General features: G+C 67.9%; 14 protein-coding genes. 7 read left to right on the top strand and 7 right to left on the bottom strand.

Annotated elements, in window-relative coordinates:
* Positions 1-6 precede the first annotated feature (6 nt).
* From BRO63_RS14205 to BRO63_RS14215, 3 genes are all read right to left on the bottom strand, one after another.
* Positions 7-474 (bottom strand): YMGG-like glycine zipper-containing protein, encoded by a 468-nt coding sequence (locus BRO63_RS14205; protein WP_088140440.1) that lies wholly within the window; start codon positions 472-474, stop codon positions 7-9.
* A gap of 111 nt (positions 475-585) precedes the next feature.
* Positions 586-1,950, bottom strand: coding sequence for a GAF domain-containing protein (locus tag BRO63_RS14210; RefSeq protein WP_088140419.1), 1,365 nt, complete (start codon positions 1,948-1,950; stop codon positions 586-588).
* On the bottom strand, positions 1,947-2,438 hold the full coding sequence (locus BRO63_RS14215; RefSeq protein ID WP_088140420.1) for a hypothetical protein: 492 nt from the start codon (positions 2,436-2,438) through the stop codon (positions 1,947-1,949). Before BRO63_RS14215 ends, BRO63_RS14210 begins: the two co-directional genes overlap by 4 nt.
* Before the next feature lie 231 nt (positions 2,439-2,669).
* On the opposite strand from BRO63_RS14215, the gene BRO63_RS14220 reads away from it, so the two are divergent.
* A complete protein-coding gene (locus BRO63_RS14220; protein WP_088140421.1) occupies positions 2,670-3,413 on the top strand; it encodes a hemerythrin domain-containing protein in 744 nt (247 codons plus the stop codon).
* 9 nt (positions 3,414-3,422) lie between these two features.
* On the opposite strand, the gene BRO63_RS14225 is transcribed toward BRO63_RS14220, so the two are convergent.
* Entirely contained in the window at positions 3,423-4,271 is an 849-nt protein-coding gene (locus BRO63_RS14225) for a DUF4189 domain-containing protein (protein ID WP_088140422.1), read from the bottom strand.
* 369 nt (positions 4,272-4,640) lie between these two features.
* Between BRO63_RS14225 and BRO63_RS14230 the strand changes: the two genes are divergently transcribed.
* The 5 genes from BRO63_RS14230 to BRO63_RS14250 all read left to right on the top strand — a co-directional run bounded on the left by BRO63_RS14230 (position 4,641) and on the right by BRO63_RS14250 (position 13,526).
* Positions 4,641-5,204, top strand: a complete 564-nt coding sequence (locus BRO63_RS14230; protein WP_088140423.1) for a hypothetical protein — start codon at positions 4,641-4,643, stop codon at positions 5,202-5,204.
* 86 nt (positions 5,205-5,290) lie between these two features.
* On the top strand, positions 5,291-5,992 hold the full coding sequence (locus BRO63_RS14235) for a hypothetical protein (RefSeq protein ID WP_256943308.1): 702 nt from the start codon (positions 5,291-5,293) through the stop codon (positions 5,990-5,992).
* 198 nt (positions 5,993-6,190) lie between these two features.
* On the top strand, positions 6,191-7,357 hold the full coding sequence (locus BRO63_RS14240) for an efflux RND transporter periplasmic adaptor subunit (protein WP_088140425.1): 1,167 nt from the start codon (positions 6,191-6,193) through the stop codon (positions 7,355-7,357).
* Positions 7,354-10,434 carry a multidrug efflux RND transporter permease subunit gene (locus BRO63_RS14245; protein ID WP_088140426.1) on the top strand — a complete coding sequence of 1,027 codons (3,081 nt, stop codon included), beginning with the start codon at positions 7,354-7,356 and terminating at the stop codon, positions 10,432-10,434. Before BRO63_RS14240 ends, BRO63_RS14245 begins: the two co-directional genes overlap by 4 nt.
* Entirely contained in the window at positions 10,431-13,526 is a 3,096-nt protein-coding gene (locus BRO63_RS14250) for an efflux RND transporter permease subunit (protein WP_088140427.1), read from the top strand. The genes BRO63_RS14245 and BRO63_RS14250 overlap by 4 nt, the downstream gene beginning before the upstream one ends.
* Before the next feature lie 36 nt (positions 13,527-13,562).
* Here the strand turns inward: BRO63_RS14250 and BRO63_RS14255 are convergent, their stop codons facing one another.
* From BRO63_RS14255 to BRO63_RS34480, 3 genes are all read right to left on the bottom strand, one after another.
* Entirely contained in the window at positions 13,563-14,549 is a 987-nt protein-coding gene (locus BRO63_RS14255) for a Bug family tripartite tricarboxylate transporter substrate binding protein (RefSeq protein ID WP_088140428.1), read from the bottom strand.
* Positions 14,550-14,551: 2 nt separating this feature from the next.
* Complete coding sequence (locus tag BRO63_RS34475; RefSeq protein WP_256943309.1) at positions 14,552-15,748, bottom strand: CaiB/BaiF CoA transferase family protein; 1,197 nt, start codon at positions 15,746-15,748, stop codon at positions 14,552-14,554.
* Between the two features lie 90 nt (positions 15,749-15,838).
* Positions 15,839-16,777 carry a hydroxymethylglutaryl-CoA lyase gene (locus BRO63_RS34480; RefSeq protein WP_256943310.1) on the bottom strand — a complete coding sequence of 313 codons (939 nt, stop codon included), beginning with the start codon at positions 16,775-16,777 and terminating at the stop codon, positions 15,839-15,841.
* A gap of 200 nt (positions 16,778-16,977) precedes the next feature.
* Between BRO63_RS34480 and BRO63_RS14265 the strand changes: the two genes are divergently transcribed.
* Complete coding sequence (locus tag BRO63_RS14265) at positions 16,978-17,706, top strand: IclR family transcriptional regulator (protein ID WP_088140429.1); 729 nt, start codon at positions 16,978-16,980, stop codon at positions 17,704-17,706.
* Positions 17,707-17,784: the final 78 nt, after the last annotated feature.

Genomic DNA, 17,784 nt, shown 5'->3' on the forward strand with positions numbered 1-17,784 from the left:
CGCGGATCACGGCGCCACTTGATACCCGCGCTGCTGCATGCAAGTGCTATACGTGGAGGCGGCTGCCGCGTTCTGCTGCGACGCTTCGGCTCGATCCTGGCGGCGGTCCTGCCGTTGCCGCGAACCGCCCACGACCATCCCTGCCGCCGCCGCGTCCTTGGCCTGGTTCTGCCGGTATTGCTGCTTGGCGTCATCGCTCATCCGGTCGTAGACCTCCTCGTGCTGATTGCCGCGCGCGCCGGCTACCGCCGCGCCCGCTGCCGCGCCGGCTGCTGCGCCACGGACGCGCCCGCCAGATTTAGGATCGTTCGTGCTGGTGCTGGCGCCGCTGCCCGCCAGAGCCTGGCATGCGCTGATGTCTTGCTGGGTGGTTTGGGGCGACTGCCCTTTGAGCGGCGTTACCGTCTGTGCGGCAGCGCACAGGCAGAACAGGGAAAGAAGCGTCGCGGTACAGGGGCGTATGGACTTTTTCATGAAAAACTCCATTGATGTCGAGGGACCCTGGATCTTTCAGTGTAGCGCCGCATTCCGGGTCGCGATCACCTGTGATTCGCAGCCAAAAGGCTGATACCTCCCCGGCAGGAATCAAGCCGCTAGCCCGCCCGCGGACTCCAGCAACAGCGCCCTGCCCGGCACCAGTTCATAGCAGCCCCGGCGCAGCTTGCGGATCTGCAGGGCCCCCCCCCAGTCAGCCAGGCGACGCTGCAACAGCAGCAGGCGCACGCCGAGGTTGTCCTGCACGTCGGGCAGTCCCAAAGCGCTTCCGGCCAACCGCAGTTCCCGCGTGGAAAAGCCCCAGCGGCCGTGACGCTGCGCATCGCAGGCAAGCTTCCACAGGATCGCTCCCGCCACGCCCTTGATCAGGTATTGCCCGTCGATGAAGACCGTGCCATCGCGCGGAAAGTAGCGCAGGCTGAGGGGCGCGCCCGGCTGAGCCAGCGGACCAATCCGCGCATCGTCCGGCAGCGGCGCACCCGCATCCAGCTCGGCGCCTTGCAGCGTGAGCAGCGCCTGAGCCAGCTGCGCGCACAACACCGCCAATGCGTCCTCGTCGTCATATCCGAAGAACTGGTCGCTCTCGCTTTCGACCAGCAGCGCGCCCACGGTGCGCCCGCGCGCACGCAACGGCACGGCCAACTGGCTGCAGGGAGTGGCCAGTCCTGGCAACGCGATGGGTTCGCCTTCGATCGGCCCCTGGCCGCTGGCCATCTGATGCAAGGTGCGGCCATACCGGTACATGCGCGCCATATGGCCGATGCGCAGCGCCACGCCTTCGCGCGCGGCCACGCCTGCCAGGCCGGCCTCGGCCAGCGGCACTTCGGCACCGACGCCCTGCTGGGCATAACCCATGCTGGCCAGGGTATACAGGGTCTGGCGCTGCTCATCCAGCAGCCAAAGGATGGCGTGGTTCACGGCCAGGTCGCGGCGCAAGCCGTCCATGGCGACCTGAGGCAACAGGCTCAGCTCGCCGCACTCGGCAAGCCGCGCCGACACTGCCCTCGCGCCGGCAGCCAGGTCGCAGCGCGGCTGCAGCGTGGATAGCGGCGCGCCGCTGTGCATGGGCCGGATATCCAGCACCTCGTAGATGTCGGCGCCCCGCAGGCGGAACACATGCTCCATGCCGGTATGCGCCGCAATGCCGGCCAGTTTGGCGCGCAGGCGCTCGAACACCGGGCCTTCGGTTTCGGTGCGCAGATAGCGTAATTGCAGGGCCAGGCTGCCCCCGGTGCAGGGGTCTTCCACCATCAGGCTGGCGCGTCCCGTGGCGAGAATGTTCTCCCGGCTGCGGTTGAAGAACTGGAAGGTCAACGCCACGTGGCCGCCATCCACGTACTCCACGTGCGACAGCAGATTGACATGGGGGATGCCGTCGGCCGAGACGCTGCACAAGGTGGGCGGAATGCCGCCATCCAGCACGCGGCGAACGGCCAGCAGGGTCAATGCGCTCATGGGCCAGGCTCCAGTTCCACGGCCTGCCCGGCATGCGGGCCCGGCGTCTGGTTCCAGGCTCCCGCCACGGTGTAGCGCAGCGCCACCAATTCATGCACCGCTACCCCGTACCAATGATCCAGGAAAGGGGCTCCGGCGAAGCCGTCGACTTCGGCCAGTTCCTGCGTCAGCGTATGGCGCCGCAACGCCAGCAGTTCGGCATGGGAGGCCAGGGCGGGCTCGACGCGCGCATCGCGGCCTTTGAGATGCAGCGTGCGGTTGGTGCGCGGCGAGGTGGCCAGCATGGCGACCTGGGCGGTCTCGCGGATGGCGGCCACGACCAGCGGCGCGGCATGCTCGGCCAATAGCACCAGTATGCGGCCATCCGGCAGCATATCCGCGGCCAAGGCCCGGCAAACGTGGGGATTGCCGTCCCGATCGCAGCTTCCCAGCCGCAGCGAAGGCAGCATGGGCAGGCACAGGCTCCATTCGGCGGGCAGTATGGGCACGGCAGGAAACCTCAGGGCTGTTGAAGCTCGACGGTGCCAGAAATCATAGCCCAAGGCCCGCGCCCGGATCGCATGCCGTTTAGCGATTTTTTAGCGCTTGATTAACAAACTCTTAGCAACGCGCGCGCCGCGGCGTTCCTACACTTTCCTTGCCCGGTTTCCACACCGAATCCGGCCATTGCCGGGGAAGCCGGCAAACGCCTCGCCATTCCACTTATCAAGGCCTGCACCATGAACTGCATTACCGAAGCCCAGTATTTCCCTACCTCCAGCGCCGGCGCGGCGCCGCGCATGGACATCTATGTCGGCATCCACAAGGCATTGCGCGCCATGATGCTGGATACCTTGCAGGCCGTGGGCCGCGTCGACGTTGACGACCCCGCCGAAACGCGAACGGCATGCGAGCGCGTGCAGGAACTGGCCGACATCTGCGTCAGCCATCTGGGGCATGAAAACGATTTTGTGCACGCGGCGATGGAAGCGCGCCGCCCAGGTGCCAGCGGGCGCATCGCCGCGGAGCATGTCGAGCACCTCGCGGCGATCGCCGGATTGCGCGCCGCGGCATCCGCGCTGCTCGCCGCCGGCTGCGGCGCCACCCAGGCCCAGGCCGCGCTGCGGCTGTACCGGCAACTGGCGTTGTTCGTCGGCGAGAACTTCGCCCATATGCACGTCGAGGAAACGCAGCACAACCAGGTGCTATGGTCCTGTTACAGCGACGAGGAACTGCGCGCGCTGGAGGGCGCCATCGTGGCATCGCTGCCGCCGGCCGAGAACCTCTGCATCATGCGCTGGATGATTCCGGCCATGACGCCCGCCGAACGCGCCGAATTGCTGGCAGGCGTACAGGCGGTCGCCCCCGCCCCGGTCTACGCCGCCGTGCTCGACGCGGTGCGGCCCCACCTGGCACACGAGGACTGGGTCAAGCTGACCCGAGCCCCGACACCGGTCGAGGCTCCCGTCCGGATCGTGGCCTGAAGGCCGCGATCAATTCGCCTTTTCGTCCTCGCCCTTGTAGCCGCTGATATAAGCCCGCCCCGAGCAGCGCACGAAGGCCACGCAGGTCAGGCCGCCGCTCTTGGCGTCGCAGGTGGCGCGCGCTTCGTTGCGCGCGGCCACCGGATCGGGATTCTTCGCGGTAAAGCTGGTGCCGCGGCCCTTGCTGCCCTTGCCCCAGGCCATGCCGACGCAGGTGTCGGTATAGGTCAGCACGGTGCGGCAGCCGACGCAGTCTTCCCACTTGAGCAAGGCGTCGACCGCCTCTTTCTCGCTCGGATAGCCGTCGGCGTACGTCAATTGGCCAGTTTCCTTCTCGGCCACGGAGCCCCAGTAGCCGCGCGAGTCCAGCTTGGCCGACAGGGCTTCGAGCTGGGCGGGCGTGGCGGTGTCGGGCGCTTTCAGTTCAGCTTCGCTGTAGCCTGGACCGACGCACAAGGGCATGACGGCCAGCTTGCACTTGCCGTCGGCGCTGTCGTTGGTGCAGGTGCGGATGGCCTTCTTCGCGGCGACCTCGGACGACACGCTGGTGCCCCAGAACAGGTCGCTACGCGAATTCCGCGAGAACGCCACGCAGCTGTCCGAAAACGACGTGACGCTCTTGCAACCCTTGCCGCCCGCCTTGTTGCACTTGGCCAGCGCGGCGTCCTGCGCTTCCTTGGTGGAGGTTTCCGGCATGACCCAATACAGCTTGGCGTGAGCTTCGTCGGTGGCCACGGCGCCGTACAGCGTGTCGGCGTGCGCCGCCGGCGCGGCGGCGAGGCCCAGGGCCAGCGCGCCTGCGCCGGCCAGTGCGGCCACGGTGGAACGGAACTGAACCAGCAATCGCGCGAGCATCATGGGTGTGCAATATCCAATGGTGGTGGCGCCGCGCGCCCCGCGATGCCTGATCGCCAAGGCGCCCCGGGGCGCAGAACGCGCGGATCGTAGCACGTTACAGTTTGTCTTCTATGCCCTGTGTGAACGCGTTTCCGCCCATAACGTAACCAATTTTTCAGCGCCCCGAAGCTGATGCGCCACTATTTTTTCGGTAACATCGGCCCCTCTCGGCGCAAGGCAATTCGGGCGAGCGGACACATCCGCCGCCCGTGCAAGGCTCCCGGCACCACGATACGACTCGTCACGAACCGAAACCAAAACAAGACAAAATCTTGCGGCCGCTGAATTATGTTGCGGCACGCCGGATCTTTGAGGGAGCTAGGGCTCAGCATGAATAAATTGCGACTCCGTTCGACCTGGTTGCTGGGCCGCGCCCTGCCGGTGTCGCTGGCCCTGGCCGCCCTGGCCGGCTGCGCGCCGATGCCCACGGGCGGCAGTTCGACGCTGCCGTCGCTGACCAATATCTTCTCGTCCGGGCTGTCGTTCTCACCCAGCGTGAACGTGGCCAAGAACATGAAGGGCCGGCCGGTGGCCGACGCCATCACGGCGCTGGGCGAACCGTCGAAAAAGCGCGGCGTCGGCAACACCATGGAGCTGATCTGGTCCGACTACCAGACTGCGCCCTATACCGAATGGGTCTCTACCGGCACCTCGCAGCAGGTGGTCGGCATGATCCCGGCCACCTCGACCAGCGCCGCCACGCCGGTGTTCCAGAATACCAACCACGGCTACTACAGCGGCCGCACCAAGGTCTACGAGTGCAGCGTGGTGATGCGCATGCAGAACAGCGTCATCATCGACAGCCAGGTGGACGGCAACGTCTGCCCCGAGTTCATCGCCGCGCTGCGCAAGTGGGCGGGTGAGCGCGAAGCCAACAACTATCGCAGCAAGTAAGGCAGCGCATCCTCTTGTCGAGCAAACTCGGAGCCCGCCAATTCGTTGCGGCGACGGCTGACGCCATACGCCAGCGAGGCCGCGCCATGCTGGCCGCAGCCCCCTGGTCGCTGGCGCTGTTCATCGTGTCGCTGCCTTTCGCCTTGCTGATCGCCAACCTGTTTCCGTACGGGAATGGGCTGTTCATGGCGCTGGCGCTGATCAACCTGATTGCGTTGGCGCGCATGACCTGCGCCTGGCATCGCGCCGTCAAGCCAGGCGACCTGAGGGGCGGCGGCGCCACCCGCGGCAGCGCGGCGCAGGCCCGTCATCTGGCCTTGCTCAGCGCGCTCGTCATTGCAGCCACTGCGATGGCTCGCGCCACCGGGGACCTGCCCTATGTGATCTACATGGTGCTGGCCGGATCGAATGACGCTGTGTTCTGGAGCGCCTTGTGCGCCGCGCTGGCGCTGATCTGGGTGCCAACGCTGTACGCGCTGGCGATGTATGGCCTGAGCCTGCCGCGCGCGGCGGCAACCGGCGAGTACGGTTTCCACGCCGCGCGCGCCGCCATGCCATACAAACCCTGGCCGCTGATGCTGGCGCTGCTCATGTTGATCGCGGCGGCCGGCCATGCCGCCTACATCCTGGGCATGCTCGCGTACGGCTACCCGGATGTTGGATTCGCGCGGGCAGCGATGAGCGCCCTGCCCTGCGTCCCGCTCGTATTTGTGGTGACGGCGATGTATGCGGTTGCCTATCGCGATTCCTGCGAACCCGCCGCGCAGGCGCTCCCCAGCCGTCCTTGAACCCGAGCGCAGGCCGGCCAAAGAGGCGTAAGGCACGCCTTCATCCCAACGCGCGCCGCGAGCCGATTACCGCGGGGACTGCTGCGAGCCCTGATCGCGAATCTGCTCGAAGCTGACATTTCACTGACGCAAAAACGCGAATAGTTATTATTCATATAGAATCCGGACTGTCCGTAACCCCCTAGACTGGCAGTCCCGATGTCCCTGCCCCCTTCCACGGGCCCTCATTTCCCACGCAAACGCCTGGTCCTGATCGCCGCCGCGCTGGCCATGTTGGCTGCCCTGGCGCTCTGGTATGCCGGATCCAAGGGTTCTCCCACGGCGCGTCCGCCCGAGTACGGGCAGATTCCGGTTGCCGTCGCGGTCGAGGCCGCCAGCGCCGGTCCGCTGCAGCGCGACCTGCACGCGCTTGGCACCATTACGCCCCTGGCGCAGGTGACCCTGCGCAGCCAGGTCGATGGCGAACTGCTGAAGCTGCATTTCACCGAGGGCCAGGCCGTGACGCGCGGCCAGTTGCTGGCCGAGATCGATGCGCGTCCCTATCTTGCGGCGCTGGCCTCGGCCGAAGGCGAACTGGCGCGCACCCAGGCCTTGCTGGAGAACGCCGAGGCCGACCTGCAGCGCTACCGCAAACTGGCGCGCCAGGAAGCGGTATCGGGCCAGCAGCTGGATACCGCCGAAGCGCAGGTGCGCGCCTATGCAGCCCAGCGGCTGCGCAACCAGGCCCAGGTCGCCGATGCCACGCGGCTGCTGGACCACACGCGTATCGTCGCGCCGCATGACGGCCGCATCGGGCTGCGCCGCATCGACGCCGGCAACCATGTGCGCGCGGCCGACGCCGAGGGCCTGACCACGCTGGTGCAGACCCGGCCGATCTCGGCGCTCTTCAGCATTTCCGAAACGCGCCTGGACATCCTGCGCCAGGCCCAGGCGCGCGACGCCGCGCTGCGGGTCCAGGCCTGGGACGCGGACGACCGCCGCCTGCTGGCCGAAGGCACTCTGGAGGCGCTGGATAACCGCATCCAGGCCGCCAGCGGCACTGTCCGGCTGCGCGCGCGCTTTGCCAACGCCGACGAATCGCTGTTTCCGAACCAGTTCGTGAACATCCGGCTGGCGGTGGTGCAGCAGGACAACGTCATTTCCATTCCCACGGCCGCGGTGCAATACGGCTCCGAGGGCGCCTTCGTGTTCGTGATCGGCGAGGACACGCGCGCCACGCGCCGCGTGCTGGAGCTGGGCCCGGCCAATGCCGGCCGCATCGTGGTGCAGGCCGGCCTGGCCGAAGGCGAACGCGTGGTGGTCGAAGGCGTGGACCGCCTGCATGACGGCCGCGACGTGCAAATTGTCGAACCGCAGAAATCATGAGCCTGTCGCGCCCCTTCATCCTGCGCCCCGTCGCCACGTCCTTCCTGATGATCGCCCTGCTGCTGTCGGGCATCCTGGCGTGGCGCATGCTGCCCGTGGCGGCGCTGCCGCAGGTGGACTATCCCATCATCCAGGTGACCACGCAGTATCCCGGCGCCAGTCCGAACGTGACGGCGCGCACCGTCACCGCGCCGCTGGAACGGCGCTTCGGGCAGATCCCGGGCTTGAAACAGATGTCCTCCACTAGCGGCAGCGGCATCTCGGTGATCACGCTGCAGTTCTCGCTGGACGTATCGCTGGGGGTGGCCGAGCAGGAAGTGCAGGCGGCCATCAGCGCCAGCGGCGCGCTGCTGCCCAATGACCTGCCGACGCCGCCCGTGTACCGCAAGGTCAACCCCGCCGACGTGCCCATCCTGACGTTGGCGGTCACGTCCGATTCCCTGCCCCTGCCCCAGGTCTACGACCTGGTCGACACCCGCATGACGCAACGCCTGTCGCAGTTGTCCGGCGTGGGCATGGTCAGCCTGGCCGGCGGCCAGCGGCCGGCGGTGCGGGTGCAGGTCAATCCCATGGCGCTGGCCGCGCGCGGCCTGCAACTGGCCGACGTGCAGGAAGCCATCTCCAAGGCCAATTCGAACCAGCCCAAGGGCAGCTTCGACGGGCCGGTGCGCTCGGTCATCATGGACGCCAACGACCAGCTGCAGAGCGCCGAGGAATACCGCGAGCTGATCGTGGCCTGGCGCAACGGCGCGCCGGTGCGGCTGGGCCAGGTCGCCACGGTCGAGGACGGGGCCGAGGACCGCTACCTGGCCGCCTGGGTCGACAAGCAGCCGGCCGTGCTCGTCAACATCCAGCGCCAGCCGGGCGCCAACGTCATCGCCGTGGCCGACCAGGTCAAGGCGCTGCTGCCGCAGCTGACGGCCAGCCTGCCGGCCGCCGCCCAGGTCCGCGTGCTGACGGACCGCACCGAGAGCATCCGCGCGTCGGTGCGCGGCGTGCAATGGGAACTGGCCTTCGCCGTGGGCCTGGTGGTGCTGGTGACGTTCCTGTTCCTGCGCAACCTGCCCGCCACGCTGATCCCCAGCCTGGCGGTGCCGCTGTCCCTGATCGGCACCTTCGGCTTCATGCACCTGGCGGGGTTCTCCACCAACAACCTGACGCTGATGGCCCTGACGATAGGCGCGGGCTTCGTGGTGGACGACGCCATCGTGATGCTGGAGAACATTGCGCGCTACCGCGAGCAAGGCCACAGCCCCATGTCGGCCGCGCTCAAGGGCGCCGGCCAGATCGGCTTCACGCTGGTGTCCCTGACGCTGTCGCTGATCGCGGTGCTGATCCCGCTGCTGTTCATGGAGGACGTGGTGGGCCGGCTGTTCCGCGAGTTCGCGGTCACGCTGGCGGTCGCCATCCTGATATCGCTGGCGGTGTCGCTGACGCTGACGCCGATGATGTGCGCACGGCTGCTGCCCGCGCACGAAGCGACCCGCCCGGGGCTGCTGGACCGCGTCCAGGCGCGCTACGCCGGCTTGCTGGACCTGACATTGCGCCATCAACGGCTGACCCTGGCCGTGATGCTGGCGACGGTGGCGCTGACCGGATTGCTGTACCTGGCCGTGCCCAAGGGCTTCTTCCCGACCCAGGACGGCGGCACGCTGCAAGGGGTGACGCAATCGTCCCAGAGCACCTCGTTCGACGCCATGTCGCGGCGCCAGCAGGCGGTGGCCGAGGCACTGCTGACGGACCCCGACGTGGCCAGCCTGTCGTCCTTCATCGGCATCGACGGCATGAACACCACCTTGAACACCGGCCGGCTGCTGATCAACCTGAAACCCTGGTCGGAGCGCAGCGCGCCGCTGACGGACATCATGGCGCGGCTGGATGGGCGCGCCCGCGAGGTCCAGGGCATCTCGCTCTATCTGCAGCCGGTGCAGGAACTCAATATCGAGGACCGCGTGAGCCGCGGCCAGTACCAGTTCACCCTGACCTCGCCGGACAGCGCGCTGCTGACGCGCTGGACCCATGCGCTGGCCGAACGCCTGGCGCAAGCGCCCGAGCTGGCCGACGTTTCCACCGACCTGCAAGGCGATGGCCGCCAGGCTTATCTGCAGGTTTCGCGCGACGCCGCCGCCCGCCTGGGCGTGACGATGGACGACGTGGCGCAGACCCTCTACAACGCCTTCGGCCAGCGCCAGGTGGCCACGCTGTTCACGCAGTCCAACCAGTACCGGGTCGTGCTGGAAGTGGACCGCAAGCTGGCGCTGAACCCGGATGCGCTGGAACGCATCCATCTGCAGACCGAAGACGGACAGGCGATCCCGCTGTCGGCGCTGGCCACCGTCAGCGAGCGGACGGCGCCGCTGGCCGTGAACCACCTGTCGCAGTTCCCCGCGGTCAACCTGTCCTTCAACCTGCCCGCGGACGGCTCGCTGGGCGAGGCCATCGCGGCCATAGAATCGGCGCGGCAGGAGATCGGCATGCCGGTCAGCGTGGAGCTGAGCTTGCAGGGGGCCGCGGCGGCCTTCCAGGCCTCGCTGTCGAACACGCTGTGGCTGATGCTGGCCGCGGTGGTCACCATGTACCTGGTGCTGGGCATGCTGTATGAAAGCGCCATCCATCCGGTGACCATCCTGTCCACCCTGCCCTCGGCCGCGGTCGGCGCCTTCCTGGCGCTGCTGCTTACGGGGCGTCCGCTGGACCTGATCGCGGTCATCGGCATCATCCTGCTGATCGGGCTGGTGAAGAAGAACGGCATCATGATGGTGGACTTTGCGCTGGAGGCCGAGCGCTCGCGCGGCCTGACGCCGCAGGCCGCCATCCGCGAAGCCGCGCTGCTGCGCCTGCGTCCCATCCTGATGACGACGCTGGCCGCGCTGTTCGGCGCGCTGCCGCTGATGCTGGCCACGGGCTCGGGCGCGGAACTGCGCCAGCCGCTGGGCTGGGTCATGGTGGGCGGGCTGCTGGTCAGCCAGGTGCTGACCCTGTTCACCACGCCCGCCGTATACCTGTTCTTCCACCGCCTGGGCCAGCGCCGCGGCGCCGCGGCCGCGCAACCCGGGATTGAAGGCCCGGCGCCATGATCCGCGCCTTGCTGCACCGCCCGATCGCCTGCATCTTCCTGGCGATCGCGCTGACCTTGCTGGGCGCGGTCGCGTGGCGGCTGCTGCCCGTGGCGCCGCTGCCCCAGGTCGACTTTCCCACCATTGAGGTGCGCGCCGAGCTGCCGGGCGCCAGTCCCGAAAGCATGGCCAGCACCGTGGCCGCGCCGCTGGAACGCGCGCTGGGCAGCATCGCCGGCGTCAGCGCCATGACGTCCTCCAGCAACCAGGGCGCGACCCGCGTGCAGCTGCAATTCGACCTGGACCGCGACATCAACGAGGCCGCGCGCGACGTGCAAGCGGCCATCAACGCGGCCCGCGCCGAGCTGCCCGCCGGCATGCCGGGCAATCCCAGCTATCGCAAGGTCAACCCGTCCCAGGCGCCCATCATGGCGCTGGCGCTCAGTTCGCCCACCCGTCCCGCAGGCGAACTCTACGACCTGGGTTCGACCGTGCTGGCGCAGAAGATTTCGCAGATCAACGGCGTGGGCGAAGTGACCCTGGGCGGCAGCTCGCTGCCCGCGGTACGCGTGCAGGTCAATTCCAACGCGCTGGCCCACTACGGCGTGGCGCTGGATGAAGTGCGCCAGGCCATCGCCGACGCCGCGCCCATGCGGCCGCAAGGCCAGCTGGATTCCGCCAGCCGGCGCTGGGAAGTCGGCACGCCCGAACAACCCCGCGCCGCGCGCGACTACGAAAGCCTGATCGTGCGCCACCAGGACGGCGCGGTGATCCGGCTGTCGCAGATCGCCCGCGTCAGCGACTCGGTGGAAAACCGCTACAGCAGCGGCTTTCACAACCGCAACCCGGCCGTGGTCCTGACCATCAGCCGCCAGCCCGGTTCGAACATCATCGAAACCATAGGCGCCATCAACCAGGCCCTGCCCGGCCTGCGCGCGCTGATGCCGGCCGACGTGGACCTGACCGTGGCGCTGGACCGTTCGCCCGGCATCAACGCCACCTTGCGCGAAGCGCACATCACGCTGGGGCTGGCCACCGCGCTGGTGATCCTGGTGGTGTGGGCGTTCCTGGGCAATGCGCGGGCCGCGGCCATCCCCAGCGTGGCGATTCCGGTATGCCTGATCGCCACCTTCGCCGTCATGTACCTGTGGGGCTTCTCGCTGAACAATCTGTCGCTGATGGCGCTGATCGTCGCGGCCGGCCTGGTGGTGGACGACGCCATCGTGGTGCTGGAGAACATCTCGCGCCATATCGAGCGCGGCCTCTCGCCGCGCAAGGCCGCGCTGCGCGGCGTGCGCGAAGTCGGCTTCACGCTGGTGGCCATGACCGTGGCGCTGAGCGTGGTCTTCGTGTCCATCCTGTTCATGGGCGGCCTGGTCGAGCGGCTGTTCCGCGAATTCTCCATCACCCTGGTCGCCGCCACCGTCATCTCGCTGGTGGTCTCGGTGGCCATCATTCCCAGCCTGTGCGCCCGCTGGCTCAAGCCCGCCGGCCCGGCCGCTCCCAAAGCGGGCGGACGCGCCTCGCGCATGCAGGCGGCCTTCGAACGCCTGCACGCCTGGTACGGCAACACCCTGTGGCGGGTGCTGGGCCATGCCCGCCTGACGCTGTTGCTGCTGGCCGGCGTGGTCGGGTTGAACGTCTATCTGTACGTGCAGGCGCCCAAGGGCTTCCTGCCGGTGCAGGACACCGGCCAGCTGGTGGGCTTCGTGCGCGGCGACGACGGTTTCTCGTTCCAGGTGATGCAGCCCAAGATCGACCAGTACCGCCAGCTGGTGCTCAAGCATCCGGCGGTGCAGGACGTCATCGGCTATAACGGCGGCAGCCTGGGCATCAGCAATTCGTTGTTCCTGATCCGCCTGAAGCCCGCGGCCGAGCGCCGCGAATCGTCGACCGAGGTCATCAACTGGCTGCGCACCCATGCCCCGGCCGTGCCGGGCGGCATGTTCTTCCTGAACGTGGACCAGGACCTGCGCATGCCCGGCGGCTTCGGCAACTCCGGCGACCATGAACTGGCCATCATGGCCAGCGACGTGCCGGCGCTGCGGCAATGGTCGCGCAAGATCTCCAAGGCCATGCAGGAGATCCCGGAACTGCGCGACGTCGACGCGGAAGGCGACGGCGCCACCCAACAGGTCGTGATCGACATAGACCGCGCCGCCGCGCAGCGCCTGGGCGTGGACATGGGCACCATCAGCAGCGTGCTCAGCAACTCCTTCAGCCAGCGCCAGGTCGCCACGCTGTACGACGCCATGAACCAGTACCGCGTGGTGCTGGAGCTGGACCCGCGCTACACCGAGGATCCCGAGGTGCTGGAGCAGGTGCAGGTCGTCGCCGCGGACGGCACCCGCGTGCCGCTGACGGCCTTCGCCACCTATGACTACGGACTGGTGAACGACCGCGTGTTCCACGACGGCCTGTTCGCCGCCGTGGGCGTGGGCTTTTCACTGGCCGAGGGCGTGTCGCTGGAACAGGCCCTGGCCGCCATCGACAAGACCATGGCCGAGCTGATGGTGCCCTCGTACATCCAGACCCGCCTGGGCGGCGACGCGCGCAACTTCCAGCAAAGCCTGCAGGACCAGCCCTGGCTGATCCTGGCAGTGCTGGTGGCGATCTACCTGGTGCTGGGCATCCTGTACGAGAGCCCGCTGCATCCGCTCACCATCCTGTCGACCCTGCCCTCCGCCGGCGTGGGCGCGCTGCTGGCGCTGCGCCTGGCCGGCATCGAATTCACGCTAATCGCGCTCCTGGGACTGTTCCTGCTGGTGGGCATCGTCATGAAGAACGCCATCCTGATGATCGACTTCGCGCTCAGCCTGGAGCGGCGCGAAGGGTTGACGCCGGAACAGGCCATCCACCGCGCCGCCATGCTGCGGCTGCGGCCCATCGTCATGACCAACCTGGCGGGGCTGCTGGGCGCCCTGCCCCTGGTGCTGGGCCTGGGCGAAGGCTCGGAGCTGCGCCGCCCGCTGGGCATCGCCATCGTCGGCGGGCTGATGATCAGCCAGTTCTTGACGCTGTACACCACGCCCATCGTGTATCTGGCGTTGGAGCGGTTGCGGTTGAAATGGAAGGCGGCCAAGCCCGGCCGCGCAGGCTATCCGCCGCCATGATCGTCCGCCCCCCGTTGCGCGCAACGAACGAACGCCTCACGCCGCCGTCTGGATGCCGGCTTCGCGGATCAGGCGCGCCCACTTCTTCTGCTCTTCCTGGATGTAGCGCTGCGCGGCCTCGGGCGAACCGCCCATGGCCGTGCTGCCCTCGGCGGTGAACATGGCCACGGTGGCTGGATCGGCCAACACCTTCTCCACGACCGCATTGACGGCCCGGACGACCTCGGACGGCGTGCCGGCCGGCGCCACCAGCGCCTTCCAATCCAACGCCTCGAATCCCTCGTAGCCGGACTCGGCCACGGTGGGCACATCGGGCAGGATCGCCAGCCGCGCGCGCGAGCTGACCGCCAAGGGCCGCAGCACCTTGCCCTTGAGCATTTCCTGGGCGGCCTGCGGCGTCGCGAACATATAGTCGGTATTGCCGCCCAGCAGATCGTTGAGCGCGGGCGCAGCGCCCCGGTATGGCACGTTCAGCACCTGGAACTTGCCCTGATAGGCGAGCAGTTCGCCCGCCAGATGGCCTACCGTTCCGGAACCTGCCAAGGCTTGCTTGATGGCGCCGGGGTCGCTGCGCGCATCCTTGATCAGGTCGGCCAAGGTCTGCCAACGCGCGTTGGCCTTTACCACCAGCACGACTGGCAGCGATGCGATCAGGGAAACCGCCGCGAAGTCTTTTTCCGCGTCGAAGGGAATCTGCGGCATCAGGGCGGGATTGATGGCCAGGTTGGCGGTCTGGCCCAAGCCCAGCATGTAGCCGTCCGGCTTGGCCTTGGCCACGAAGTCCATCCCGATGTTGCCGCCGGCGCCGGGACGGTTCTCCACCACCACCGACCAGCCGACCATCGCCGTGACCTTGGCCGCGATGGCGCGCGCCACCGAGTCCGTGCCGCCGCCCGGGGTATAGGGCACGATGAGGCGCACGGGCCGGCCGTTCGGATAGCCGCCCGCGGTCTGGGCGCGCAGCGGCAAGGCGGCGGCGCAAAGCGCGGCGCCCAGGAAGGCGCGGCGGGATAGCGTGATCATGGTTAGTCTCCTTGTGTAATTTGCCTTGCTTTCAAGGCCGCGATTTCATCGTCGCGATAGCCGACGCCGCGCAGCAGCGCGTCGGTGTGTTCGCCCACCGCCGGTGGCTGCAGGCGTATTCCGGGCTGGGCGCCGCCCAGCGTGAAGGGCGCGAGCGGCACGCGGGACTCGCGGCCGTCTTCCAAGACGATGGGCGCGAGGCCGCCGGTGGCCGCCAGGTGGGGATCATCGAACAGCTGTTCGGGCCGCGTGATCGGCGCGAAAGGCAGGCCTTCACGCTCGAATACCGCCGCCAGCTCGGCCGCGCTGCGGTCCGCCAGATGCGAGCGCAACTGCGGCATCAACCAATCGCGCGCCTGCACGCGATCGTTGTTGCTGGCCAGGCGGGGGTCGGCCAGCAGTTCGCCCAGCCCGAAAGCGCGGCAGAAGATGCCCCATTGCTTGTCGCTGACCACGGCCAGGAAGATCTGCTCGCCGCCCTTGACGGTGAAAACGTCGTAGATGGCCCAGGCCGAAATGCGGCTGGGCATGGGCGCGGCGGCCCGGCCGGTGACGGCGTACTGCATCATGTGCTGGCCCGCCAGGAAGACGTTGTTCTCGAACAGCGAGGCCTGCACTTCCGTGCCCTCGCCCGTCTGTTCGCGCTGGGCCAGCGCCGCCATGGCGCCGATGGCGCCGAACATGCCGCCCATGATGTCGTTGACGCTGGCGCCCGCGCGCAGCGGATCGCCGGGGCGCCCCGTCATGTAGGCCAGGCCGCCCATCATCTGCACGACTTCATCCAGCGCCGTGCGGTGTTCGTAGGGTCCGGGCAGGAAGCCCTTGTGGCTCACGTAGATGAGGCGGGGATTGCGCTTCTTGAGCGTGGCGTAGTCCAGGCCCAGCTTCTGCATGACGCCGGCCTTGAAGTTCTCGCTCACGACGTCGGCGGAATCGATCAGGCGCAACGCGGCCTCTATGCCCTCGGGCTGCTTCAGGTCCAGGGCGATGCTTTTCTTGTTGCGGTTGAACATGGGGAAGAAGCCCGCGCCCGACCCGAGCAGCCGGCGCGTGCTGTCGCCGCCTACCGGTTCGACCTTGATGACTTCGGCGCCCAGATCCGCCAGCAGCATGCCGCAAGTGGGACCCATGACCATGTGGGTGAATTCGACGACGCGGATATGTTCGTACGGAAGGCGCGGATGGACGTGGCTGGACATGGGCGTGAATCTTCTGCAAGTAAGGGCTGATCCGGCCAAGGCCGGTTCGGCCGCATGTATCTGGTGTGTGGACTCGCGGGGAATGGCCGATCAGGTCCGCTGGACGAATCCCTTGGGCAAGCCGGCGTCGGGGGTCATGCCATACAACGGCTCGCCGGGCAGGCCGGCGGCCAGCGGCGCGCGCGCGGCAATGATTCCATCCAGGTCGATGCCGGTACGCACGCCCATCGCCTCGAACATGAAGACCAGATCCTCCGTCACGACATTGCCGGACGCGCCTGGTGCATACGGGCATCCGCCCAGCCCGCCCAGGGAGCTGTCGAACGTGCGCACGCCCTCTTCCCAGGCCACCAGGCAGTTGGCCAGACCCAGGCCGCGCGTGTTGTGCATGTGCGCCGCGCCAGCCTGCTCGCCGATTTCGGCGCGCAAGCGGCGGAACAACCTGCGCACTTGCGCGGGATTGGCATAGCCCACGGTGTCCGACAGCCCGGACTCGTCGGCGCCCGCGGCCACGCACAGCGCGGCCAGTCGGATGACCTCGTCTTCCGGCACCGCGCCCTGCAAGGTGCAGCCGAAAGCCGTCGAAATGCCGGCCTCCAACTTGACGGCGGGAGCCAGCTCGTCGCGCAGCCGCGCGATGGCGCGGACCTCATCCACCATTTCTTCGGGCGTCTTGCCCACATTCGCCAGCGAATGCTCGCGGCTGGCCGAGACCGGCAGGGTCAGCTTGTGCACGCCTGCCCGCAGCGCCGCTTCGGCGCCGCGCACATTGGGGACCAGGGCCATCACCGTGACGCCGGGATGTCCCGCCGCATGGCGCACCACCTCGGCCGCATCCGCCATCTGCGGCAACAGGCGCGCCGGCACGAAGGAAGCCACTTCGATTTCGCGCACGCCGGCCGCGACCAGCGCATCGATCCAGCGCAATTTGTCGGCGGTGGGCATGGTCGCCTTGACGGACTGCAAGCCATCGCGCGGGCCCACTTCACTGATCAAGACGTCGGGGTTTCGGTCGCAGGGATGGGCCATGGTCTGATGTCTCCAAAAATTCTATCTTATAGAACGCTGTTTCTTTAGATAGAATTATGAAATTCACCGGCCGCAAGTGTCAAGCGCCGGCTCGCCCGGGAAAACCACGAGCCGCACGCCAGCCCGCGCCTACAATGCCGTCATTCGTTCTAAAGGATGGAATATGGCCCTGCCCTGGAGTCAACCCCGCGGAGCCGCGCATGCCCCGTAAAGCCGCCACCGAATCCCTGGCCGATAGCGATGCCGCCCAGGGCGGCGTGGCCGCAGTGGACCGCGCGCTTAGCCTGATGTCGGTTTACGCGCCTGGGGACAAGGCCCTGTCACTGGGGGAACTGGCCGAGCGCACGCGCCTGTACAAGAGCACGGTCCTGCGACTGCTGGCGTCGCTGGAGCATGCCGGATGGATCCAGCGTCTGGACGACGGCCGTTATGCCCTGGGCGGAGAAATCGCGCGCCTGCACGGCATCTACGCCGCCTCGTTTTCGTTGGAAAATGTGGTCATGCCGGTATTGCGCGACCTGGTCGCCGCAACCGGCGAAAGCGCGGCCTATCACGTCCGCCAGGGCGATGCGCGCCTGTGCCTCTACCGCGTGGATTCGCCGCATCCGGTGCGCGACCACATCCGTGCGGGCGATCTGCTGCCGCTGGACCGCGGCAGCGGCGGACGCGTCCTGACGGCCTACGATCCCGTGCTGGGGCGGGCGCCGGGACCGGACCAGGAACTGCATGCGCGCATCCGCGCCGACGGTTATTTCGCAGCCATGGGCGATCGTCTGGCGGAAGTGGCGGGCATTTCCGCTCCCGTCTTTCTGCTCAATGGCGAGATCGCGGCGGCAGTGACGCTGACCGCGCCCGTCCATCGTTACGTTGCCGCCCATCTGGCAGCGGTACAGGACGCGGCGCGGCGCCTGACGGGGAAAGTCGGTTAGTGGCCCCGGAGCCGGAGCTCCACTGAGGAAGGGTTCTTGAGTCGCCGGCGTCCGGACTGCGGGATTCCGATGCTCGCC

This window comes from Achromobacter xylosoxidans, from assembly GCF_002192695.1.
Lineage (GTDB): Bacteria > Pseudomonadota > Gammaproteobacteria > Burkholderiales > Burkholderiaceae_B > Achromobacter > Achromobacter xylosoxidans_C.